We start from the raw sequence: 10,148 nt of genomic DNA, 5'->3' as shown, positions 1-10,148 counted from the left end.
GGCTATGCCTGGGACTATGCCAATAAGGTGGCGGATTTGCTCAGTCCCCAGAGCGGTGCCTATTACGAAATTTGGCTCGACGGAGAAAAAGTTATTAGTGGGGAAGAAGCGCCGGAGGTGAAGGCGGCTCGGCAAAAAAATCTCCACGGTACCAACCTGGATGACCCCAAAGAACCCATCTACGGGCAACAGTTCATGCCCCGCAAATTTAAAATTAGCGTCACGGTGCCGGGGGACAACTCCATTGACGTTTACACCCACGACATTAGTTTGGTGGTAATCACCGATCGCCATGGGGAGCTGCGGGGCTTCAATGTGCTAGCCGGTGGTGGTTTGGGCCGCACCCACAATAAGGAGGAAACCTTTGCCCGGGCCGCTGACCCCATTGGTTATGTGGGCAAAGATGACGTTTACGACCTAGTGAAGGCCATTGTGGCCACCCAACGGGATTACGGCGATCGCCATAACCGCCGCCATGCCCGGATGAAATATCTGCTGGCGGACTGGGGGGTGGAAAAATTCCGCAAACAGGTGGAAAAGTATTTAGGCAAACCGTTCCAATCTTTCAAACCCCTCCCGGCCTGGCGTTACCAAGATTACCTCGGTTGGCATGAACAGGGGGACGGCAAACTCTTTTTCGGTCTCTCGGTGGAAAATGGCCGCATTAAAGATGAAGGGGACTTCCAACTGAAAACCGCCCTAAGAAAAGTGGTGGATGAGTTTCAACTCCCCCTGCGCCTCACCGCTAACCACAACATCCTGCTCTACGAAATTAATCCCCAGGATAAAACGGCGATCGAGCAAATTTTTCAACAGCACGGTGTAGTTACCGACCCAGAGGCGATAGATACCCTGGTGCGTTACTCCATGGCTTGCCCAGCCCTGCCCACCTGTGGCCTAGCAGTCACCGAGTCGGAAAGGATTATGCCCAGCGTCAATGCCCGCCTACGAGATCTGTTAAACAGTCTAGATTTACCCAACGAGAGCATTGTCACCAGGATGACCGGTTGCCCCAACGGTTGTGCCCGGCCCTACATGGCGGAAATTGGTTTTGTCGGCAGTGCCCCCAACAGTTACCAAGTGTGGCTGGGGGGAAGTCCTAATCAGGAACATTTGGCCGCCGCCTACACAGAAAAAATGCCCCTGGAACAGCTAGAAAGCTTTTTTGAGCCCCTATTTGTCTTCTTCAAACAGAGTCGCAAAGCTAAGGAGAGCTTTGGAGACTTTTGCCATCGGGTTGGTTTCCCTGCCCTACGGGAATTTAGCCAGGGTTACACTGTGCCGACCAAGGGCAACAAAAACCGCAAAAATCAACGGCGGGTTAGCCTATCCGATGAAATGTATGCCCAGCTTAAGGCCCGGTCTGAGCGGGATAATTGCCCCATGAATCAGATTGTCCAGGAAGCCCTCACCGCCTACCTCGGCACATAGGGCCCGACTATCATTCCCCTAAGATGCCGTTGGCTAAACTATCCCAGCTCCCCAGTTGGGGGCCAATGGGATCGGAGTCTCCCCTCCTGGGGCTATGGAGGGGAAAAATTAGGATTTTGCCGACCAACTTAACCAAGCTGAAACTAGCTGTCCCCCAGTCCCCCTAACCCGTTAATCAAGATGGATTTTGCCGCCGGTTTACCCATTTTCGTTATCACCCTGCGGGAAGCGTTGGAAGCGTCCTTGGTGGTGGGCATTGTGTTGGCTTGTTTGGCCCAGGCTCAGCAATTACACCTGAAAGGCTGGGTTTACCGGGGCATTAGTGCTGGGGTAGTGGCCAGTGTGTTGGTGGGTTGCCTACTGGCGGGCGTACTCCAAGGGGTAGACCGTCTGCCGGGGCCCTACACTCCCATCCTCAAAGCTCTTTTGTCCGCTCTGTTGGGGGCGATCGCCGTGGGTATGCTGAGTTGGATGTTGCTCTGGATGACTAAACAGGCCCGTTCCCTGCGGGGGGAAATCCAGGGACAAATTGACCAGGCCTTGGCCGAGGAAGGGGGAGGCAGGGCCATTGCCGTGGTGGTGTTCATTGCGGTGGTACGGGAAGGCTTTGAAATGGTCCTATTCCTGGCGGCCCAACAAAATATGGCTAATCCGGCGGCGATCGGAGCGGCGTTGGCTGGCATTGGTACAGCGGTGGCTATGGCCCTATTAATTTTCCGCGTTGGGGTCAAACTAAACCTGAAGCTTTTCTTCCTGGTAATGGGCACTTTATTGCTGATTATTGTGGGGGGATTAGTGATTGGGGTGCTGAAAAATCTTGATTTGGCCGTCAACATGATGGGTTTGACCAATCTTGGCCTGGACTATCTCTGTTTTGTCCCCGGCGACTCCTGCCTGCTGGGGCCCCAATTATGGAATTTAGCCCCCTGGTTACCGGATAATCAGTTTCCCGGCATTGTGCTCAAAACCCTGGCGGGCTACCGGGACCATCTTTACCTCCTCCAGGCGATCGCCTACGGCATCTTTTTGAGCGTTATTGGTAGTCTTTATTTCCGGGGTTTAACCGACAAAGGTGATTCTCCTAAAGCTATGGCGCAAAAATCCTAGGGCTGGGTCTTGCCTTAAGCAAATCTCTCCCTGAACCAGCCTTTTCCTAACATCCGTAAAATGGTAGGGTTTCTTTCCCCCCTTTTCCCGTGCGTATATGAAACTCATCTGTCGTCAAAGCGATCTCAGCAGTGGTCTATCCCTGGTCAGTCGGGCTGTTTCTTCCCGGCCTACCCATCCTGTGTTGGGCAATGTGCTCCTCGAAGCCGATGCAGATAAAAATTATCTACGCCTAACGGCCTTTGACCTCAGCCTCGGTATCCAGACTAGTTTCACCGCCGACGTGCAACAGAGTGGCCGCATCACCTTGCCCGCTAAATTACTCAATGACATTGTTTCCCGCCTGCCGGACGGAGATATCAGCCTGGCGATCGATCCCGATGAAGGGGCTGGGGATAGTTATTTAACCACTATCACCTCAGAATCAGGGCGATTCCAAATTCGGGGTCTAGATGCGGACGATTTTCCTGCCCTACCCACCGTGGAAGGAGTCAAACCATTAATGTTACCGGTGGCAACCCTCAATGAAGGGCTACGGGGAGCCTTGTTCGCCGCCAGTACCGATGAGACTAAACAGGTGCTGACCGGGGTGCATATCAAAGGTAGTAGCGACAGTTTGGAATTTGCTGCCACCGATGGTCACCGGCTTGCCGTGGTGGAAGCCCCTACCCAAATTGAAAATGATGAAGGGGAAGCCGTAGTTACTGGCAGTGACTTGGCGGATTTTGCTGTCACCATCCCGGCCCGGGCCCTACGGGAATTAGAAAGAATGGTGGCCAGCCAGGGCAATAGTGATTTAGTTTCCCTGGTGGTGAACGATACCCAGGTAATTTTCGAGTTGGGGGATCAACGGTTAACCAGCCGCAAATTGGAAGGGGCCTATCCCGCCTATGACCAGCTTATTCCCCGGCAGTTTAGCCGCACTGTCACCATGGAGCGAAAACGGTTAATTACCTCCTTGGAAAGGGTTTCTGTGCTGGCGGATCAGAAAAATAACTTGGTCACTTTCACCCTCCAAAGCCCCGGTAACCAACTCCAGTTGGCGGTGGAAGCCCAGGACTTGGGCCATGGGGAAGAATCCATGGGAGCAGAAATTATTGGCGAAGGTGGGCAAATTGCTTTCAATATCAAATATTTAATGGACGGTCTGAAGGCATTGCCTAGCAATGATATTCAAATGCAACTCAATGAAGGTAATCAGCCAGTGATTTTTACTCCCCTGGGGGGGCTGAAAATGACCTATCTGGTTATGCCGGTGCGGCTAGTGGGCTAGGGTTGGGCAAAATCCTTTAGGGATTGGCCATGGGACTATGGCAAAATATGTGAGGCTCAAACCGCTGATGGCCATCCTTTCTGCCGGTTTGTCTGGGGAAACTGTCCCATTCCCTGATGCTTGCTTATTTTTTTGTCTTTTTGGTCGCCTGCCCATGAACGCTGTTGCCGCTTGTTTTACTGCTCTCCGTCAAAGGGGGGAATGTGCTTTGATTCCTTTCCTCACAGCGGGGGACCCAGATTTAGCCACCACAGCCGAGGCGTTGCGAGTTTTAGACCGGGCGGGGGCAGATTTAATTGAGTTGGGGGTGCCCTATTCCGACCCTCTGGCCGATGGCCCTGTTATCCAAGCGGCGGCCACCAGGGCTTTACAAAAAGGGGTCAAGTTGGATGACGTCCTTGACATTGTCCGGCAGGTTCACGGGGAGATTAAGGCGCCAATTATTTTATTCACCTACTACAATCCCATTTTTTACCAGGGCATCGAGGTTTTTCTCGATAAGATTAAGGCCGCTGGCGTAAAGGGCTTAGTGGTACCGGATTTGCCCTTAGAGGAGTCCGATCGCCTGTTGGAGGCCACCGCTGAGCGGGGCTTGGAGTTAATTTTATTGGTGGCCCCCACCAGTTCCCCAGCAAGACAGACGGCGATCGCCAAAAAGTCCCAGGGCTTTGTTTACCTAGTCAGTGTGACGGGGGTAACGGGGGTGAGAACGGCAGTAGGATCAAGGGTGGAAACATTGTTGGCAGGGATGCGCCAAGTAACCGATAAGCCCATTGGAGTCGGCTTTGGCATTTCCCAACCGGAACAGGCTCGGCAGGTGAAAGCTTGGGGCGCAGACGCAGTAATTGTGGGCAGTGCCATGGTCAAACGCTTAGCAGAACAAACCCCAGCAGAAGGATTGCAATCCCTAGAGGATTTTTGTCGCCAGCTCAAGGCTGCTATTAGTTAGAGGCAATTCTTCCGGATCAAGGGCGGAAATCCCCATCCCCCAGGGAAATTAGCCCGTTTGGGTGAAGACAGCCTGGGCAGTTTCCCTTTATCGTGAGGTTAACTGAGCGAGAGGAGAAAGATGATGAAAACGATTAAAAGCCCATTCATTGCCCTTGGTCTGATTTTTGCTAGTCCCCTGATGTGGGGAGGCACGGCGATCGCCGAGAATGCTGATCACGTACAGCAACTGTTGGCAACCAATGCTTGTATGAACTGCGATCTGTCCGGGGCGGACCTAGCCGGTGCCCATCTGATCGGGGCCGATTTACGCAACGCTAACCTGGCGGGTACTAACCTCAACGAAGCCAATTTGGAAGGGGCCGATCTAACCGGCGCTAACCTACAGAATGCTGACCTGCGGGGAGCCATGGTCACCAATGCCACCCTCAACCAAGCTAATTTGACCAAGGCTGATTTTGCCTTTGCCAAACTCTACGATGTGGACGTGACCGGTGCCACCGTTGATGGCATGAATATCCAAAATGCCGAAATTTATAACACTGGCATTGGTATTGGTGGCGGCGACGACTAATTACCTTTACTAAAGTTTAGTCAGAGAATGGCGATCGCCATGGGGCAAATATTAATGACTCCGTTCCTGTTGCTCCATTTCCATCCTGATCTCCGATTCCAGCTCCTTGCCGAGGAAATAGTTCAAGAAGGTTCTGATCACAGCAATCAGCCCCAGCTTGCTCAGGCTTTCTAGGGTGGGGGCGATGGTGGTGGAAAGAATGTCTGCCCCCAGTTGAAATTCCAGTGCCAAGGCTAACCACAAACCGAATTGCAGACGAACACTATTAAAGAATTTCGGGGTGCCCATGGTACGGCGATCGGCAGCCCAAACCATGTGCAAAGTTTTAATTAAGCCAAGGATAATACAGAGTACGGAAAAACTTTCCAGGAAAAACTTGGTAATGCCGACCAGGTTACCCAGGTAATGATCTAAAACTTCCATAAGTCTGGAACAGTAATTTTATTTTGTTTCCCCCCAGCCTAGTTGTGGTTAAGAAATTGGCCAATTTTTTCGGCCGCTGTGGCTAAAATGGTCGGTTCCTGTACTAAAGCAAAACGCACATAGCCCTCCCCGCCTTGACCAAAGCCAGATCCTGGGGAAAGGGCGACGCCGGTTTTGGCCACCAGTTTTTGACAAAATTCCAGGGAATTGCCAGACCAACTAGGGGGTAATGGAGCCCAGACGTACATGGTGGCCGTGGGTAGGGGCACAGCCCAGCCAATTTTAGCTAAAGCGTCAACCAGGGTGGCCCGCCGTTGGGAAAATATAGCCACCGTTTGCTGCACAATGGCCGGCGGACTTTCCAGGGCGGCGATCGCCCCTTGGAGAATGCCTTCATACTGATTGAAATCCACCACCGCTTTAATTTTTTTCAGAGCCGAAATTAACTGGGCATTACCGATGGCAAACCCGATGCGAAATCCTCCCATGTTATAGGATTTGGAAAAGGTGAAGAACTCGATGGTACAGGTTTTATGGGGATCGGTCTGCAAAATTGATGGCGGCAATTCTCTCCCATCAAAAACTAAATCCATGTAGGGAAAATCGTGTACTAAAACTAAGTCATGGTCACGACAAAATTGCACCGCTGTGTGGAAAAATTCTAAGCTGGCGATCGCCGTGGTGGGATTGTGGGGATAGCTGAGCACCATCATTTTGGCTTTGCTTAAAATCACCCCGGGAATATCGGCAAAAACCGGTAAAAATTGGTTTTCCGCCCTCAATGGCATCGGGTAAATTTCTCCCCCCGCCAGGTACACGCCCCCCATGTGGGAAGGATAACCGGGGTCCATTAACAAAGCCACATCCCCTGGATTCAACACCGCCAAGGGTAAATGGGCTGTGCCTTCCTGGGAGCCAATCAGGGGCAATACTTCCGTTTCGGCATCTATGGCTAAACCAAATCTCTTTTCATACCAAACGGCGATCGCCTTCCTCAACGGTAAGGTTCCCTGGTGCAATAGGTAGCCATGGGTGCCAGGGTCTTCCAGGGCTTTGGCGATCGTGGCAATAATGGGGGCGGGGGTAGGTAAATCGGAAGAACCAAGGGAAAGATCAATGATGGTTTGTCCCTGGGCCCTGGCCTGGGCTTTAGCCAGATCCATATCAGCAAAAACGTTGCCACCAAAGGAATTGAGACGATCGGCAAATTGCATAAACAAGTGATTAGAAATTATCAGGATCGATCCAATCTAGCCCACCAGTTTAAGTAATTAGCAAAAGCTTGCCCCTAAGGGTATTGGTAAACTAGGTAATCGGCAAAATAGTGGTAACCATGACAAAAAAGGATTGGTGTAGTGTGGCGAACGGTTCCTCCTTGCTCGGCAACCCCATAATCGGGGAATGTCTGTTTAAATGGTTACTGGCGAGTACCTAGATTAAGTTTGTGAAACAACCATAGTGGGATGAATAGTAATTTTTCTCTCAAGTTTTTAGCCGTGCCGGCCTTTGCCCTGTCCATAGCGACCATGGGGATTTTTGATTTGCCCAAGGGGTCGGCATTTGAGGCTTATTCCGGCCAGAATCCGCCATCTCCATTGGCTTCCTGTCCCCTGCCAGAAGAGGTTATTTCCCTAGGGCGATCGCCCCACGGAGAAGTTTTAATGGCTTCAGCGGCTAATGTGCCCATTCCAGCGGCGAACCCCAGTCAATCCCAAGAGTTTGACTTCGATTTTAGCTATGCGGAAAGTGATGCGGCCGTTGCTTTATTTGGCTGTGATTGTCCGGCCTGTATCGGTGCCTTGCGACAACTCCGGGATCAGCCCTACACTTCCCAAAGGTTAACCAGTAACCGCCCCACTACCGATAAATCCTTTTTTAGCAAAAACCAGGCTCGGCTTAATGACCCGGTGGAAGGGCATTGCTGGGCCAATCTTCAAGAATTGGCAACGGAAGAGGATATCCAAGTGGTTCTGCAAACCCTGGAAAATGAAGAGTCTGTGGAAAAGGCAAAGGAAACTTTCTAACCCTTGTGCCTACGCATCCCCTTTGCCAGTCATATTCTCTGCCCATAGAAGCACTTCCCCGCCACAGCCCCCGGCGGCGAGATAATTCCCTTGGGGTGACCAGGCTAGGGTAGAGAATCCGGCGGCTACTCCTTCCAAAACTTGGGCGGCATGGGTAGCTTTTTTCCACAGGCAGACTAAACCATCTTCGGACGCAGAGGCCAATAGGTTGGAACGGGGTTTAAAGGCGATCGCCGTTATTGTCCCATTGTGTAAATCCAACGGTTGAGCGACCCAATTATCATTTTCTGCCTGAACCCAGGCCACCATGCTCTTACCACTGCTAGAAACCAACAGGGGTGAGCTGTCCGGAGCTTTCATAGACCAGGCCAAATGCCTTACCTTGCCCGGAAATCCTTGCATTTGCCAGGGGTCAAGGTTTTCCCATTCCCAAACCAACAATGTTCGGTCATTATTACCGGAAGCCAAATACTGCCCATCGAGGGAGAAGGCGATCACCCCGCTAGCTCCACTAATATCCCGCAGATGTGGATCATCATCCCAGGCTTTTGTTTTCCAAACTTTGAGGCTCTGGTTACCGGCTAGGACTAAAAAGTTGCCGCTGGGATGCCAGGCCATATCCAACACCGACGATTTTTCAAAGTTAATCGTTGCTACCACTGCCTGGAGGCCCCCATCCCATATTTGGGTGTATTTTCCCAGGGCAAAGGCCAGTTCTGGACGCTGAGGATGCCACCGCAGGCAATCGACCCAAGTCCGCTTATTTTCCAGTTCTGTTAGTAATACTGCCCCATCCTCCACTATCTGCCAAATGCGCACCGTGCCATCCTGGCCCCCCGTTGCCAAAAATTGACCATCGGCGGAAAAGGCGATCACATCTACGGACAATCCCTGCTGTTGCTGTAAAGTTAGTAATCTTTTTCCCCTAATTTGCCATAGCACCACTTCCCCCGCTGCTGAAGCCACCGCCAGAAAAGATCCATTGGGTGACCAGGCGATCGCCGTTACATAATCGGCAAGAAGGGTTTGCCAACTCAAGGTAAGCAGGGATTTAGTCATAGGAGAGAGGGGATAAGGTATCGGCGATGCTTATTTCAAACATTGCCGAAAGTTTTGCTCCAAATCCATGGCTTCCAGATTTCTGCCGATGAAGACCAACTCATTTTTACGGAGTTCATCGTCCCGCCAAGGACGATCCTGACGCCCTTCAAACAACATGTGGACCCCCTGGAAAACAAAGCGGCAGTCTTCTCCGGCAATATTGAGGATACCCTTCATGCGGAAAATGTCCGGCCCCCGGTCTCGCAACAAGATCCCCAGCCAGCGGTTGAGTTTATCCCCGTCTACTTCCCCTGGTTCCACTAGAGCAATGGAATGAACGGTTTCATCGTGTTCGTGGGCAGTTTCGTTGAGAAATTCGGGATCAATTTTTAAAGCATTACCCAAATCAAAGGCATTCACACCAAGGATAGAGTCCATTTCCACCTGGGCATCACGGGTGCGATAAATTTTGGCGATCGCATTCATAGCCCGGATTTTTTCCTCTAGAGCCTGCAACTCGACCTCCGTAACCAGGTCAGTTTTGTTAAGCAAGATTACGTCGGCAAAGGCAATTTGCTCTACAGCTTCTTCCGCTTCCCAGTGTTGGGCAATATGGGCGACATCCACCACCGTTACCACTGCGTCTAAGCTGGTTTGGGTTTGTACCTCGTCATCCACGAAAAAAGTCTGAATCACTGGGGCCGGATCAGCTAATCCGGTGGTTTCAATGACAAGGTGATCAAATTTGTCCCGACGCTTCATTAAGTTGCTAATGATGCGGATCAGATCACCCCGCACAGTACAGCAGATACAGCCGTTATTCATCTCGAAAATTTCTTCGTCGGCATCAATGATCAGTTGGTTATCAATGCCCACTTCGCCAAATTCGTTGACAATCACCGCCACCTTTTTCCCATGTTCGTGGGTGAGAATGCGATTCAGGAGAGTTGTTTTACCCGCCCCTAGATAGCCTGTAAGCACTGTGACTGGAACCGAACGTAGGGCATTAGCAATAACCATAATCAGATTTCAGATTCAGAGGATAGTCAACGACCTTGATTTTAATCCGGATTCACCCGTAGGATGTTCTGTTATCAGAAATAACGATAATCATTTTCATTGCCTATGGTACCTGAGCCTAGAATCCTGCCAAAGTTTATTGATTTGGCGATCGCCGGAGCGGGCCCCCAAGCCTTAACCCTAGTGACCCATTTATTACAAAAAAGAAAACCCCTGCGGGGACGATTTTTGGTGTTTGATCCCAGTGGCGACTGGCTCCAGCGTTGGCAATACCAATTTGCCGCAGCGGAAATTCCCCATCTGCGAT

11 protein-coding genes are annotated in these 10,148 nt (G+C 51.3%); 7 read left to right on the top strand and 4 right to left on the bottom strand.

Features of this window, described 5'->3' with window-relative positions:
* The 5 genes from IQ219_RS11125 to IQ219_RS11105 form a co-directional block, all read left to right on the top strand.
* A partial coding sequence (locus IQ219_RS11125) for an NADPH-dependent assimilatory sulfite reductase hemoprotein subunit (RefSeq protein ID WP_194072634.1) occupies positions 1-1,431 on the top strand: 1,431 nt, incomplete at its 5' end.
* A 180-nt stretch (positions 1,432-1,611) separates the two neighbouring features.
* Positions 1,612-2,538: an EfeU/Ftr1 family ferrous iron transporter subunit gene (locus tag IQ219_RS11120; RefSeq protein WP_194072633.1), complete on the top strand. Its 927-nt coding sequence runs from the start codon at positions 1,612-1,614 to the stop codon at positions 2,536-2,538.
* 97 nt (positions 2,539-2,635) lie between these two features.
* A complete protein-coding gene (dnaN, locus tag IQ219_RS11115) occupies positions 2,636-3,811 on the top strand; it encodes a DNA polymerase III subunit beta (protein WP_190599137.1) in 1,176 nt (391 codons plus the stop codon).
* Between the two features lie 154 nt (positions 3,812-3,965).
* Entirely contained in the window at positions 3,966-4,760 is a 795-nt protein-coding gene (trpA, locus tag IQ219_RS11110) for a tryptophan synthase subunit alpha (protein WP_190599136.1), read from the top strand.
* A gap of 123 nt (positions 4,761-4,883) precedes the next feature.
* Positions 4,884-5,333 carry a pentapeptide repeat-containing protein gene (locus IQ219_RS11105; RefSeq protein WP_228016961.1) on the top strand — a complete coding sequence of 150 codons (450 nt, stop codon included), beginning with the start codon at positions 4,884-4,886 and terminating at the stop codon, positions 5,331-5,333.
* 51 nt (positions 5,334-5,384) lie between these two features.
* On the opposite strand, the gene IQ219_RS11100 is transcribed toward IQ219_RS11105, so the two are convergent.
* Together IQ219_RS11100 and IQ219_RS11095 are read right to left on the bottom strand one after the other, a co-directional pair.
* Complete coding sequence (locus tag IQ219_RS11100) at positions 5,385-5,756, bottom strand: DUF1622 domain-containing protein (protein WP_190599134.1); 372 nt, start codon at positions 5,754-5,756, stop codon at positions 5,385-5,387.
* Between the two features lie 38 nt (positions 5,757-5,794).
* Positions 5,795-6,970 carry an LL-diaminopimelate aminotransferase gene (locus tag IQ219_RS11095; RefSeq protein WP_190599133.1) on the bottom strand — a complete coding sequence of 392 codons (1,176 nt, stop codon included), beginning with the start codon at positions 6,968-6,970 and terminating at the stop codon, positions 5,795-5,797.
* Between the two features lie 249 nt (positions 6,971-7,219).
* On the opposite strand from IQ219_RS11095, the gene IQ219_RS11090 reads away from it, so the two are divergent.
* A complete protein-coding gene (locus tag IQ219_RS11090; protein ID WP_194072635.1) occupies positions 7,220-7,780 on the top strand; it encodes a hypothetical protein in 561 nt (186 codons plus the stop codon).
* A gap of 9 nt (positions 7,781-7,789) precedes the next feature.
* Here the strand turns inward: IQ219_RS11090 and IQ219_RS11085 are convergent, their stop codons facing one another.
* A complete protein-coding gene (locus IQ219_RS11085) occupies positions 7,790-8,839 on the bottom strand; it encodes a WD40 repeat domain-containing protein (RefSeq protein WP_194072632.1) in 1,050 nt (349 codons plus the stop codon).
* Positions 8,840-8,869: 30 nt separating this feature from the next.
* Positions 8,870-9,841, bottom strand: coding sequence for a GTP-binding protein (locus IQ219_RS11080; RefSeq protein WP_194072631.1), 972 nt, complete (start codon positions 9,839-9,841; stop codon positions 8,870-8,872).
* A gap of 105 nt (positions 9,842-9,946) precedes the next feature.
* On the opposite strand from IQ219_RS11080, the gene IQ219_RS11075 reads away from it, so the two are divergent.
* The coding region (locus tag IQ219_RS11075; RefSeq protein ID WP_194072630.1) for an FAD/NAD(P)-binding protein at positions 9,947-10,148 on the top strand (202 nt) is incomplete at its 3' end.

Source organism: Synechocystis sp. LEGE 06083 (assembly GCF_015207725.1).
GTDB lineage: Bacteria > Cyanobacteriota > Cyanobacteriia > Cyanobacteriales > Microcystaceae > Synechocystis > Synechocystis salina.
This window is presented reverse-complemented; position numbering and strand designations above follow the sequence as displayed.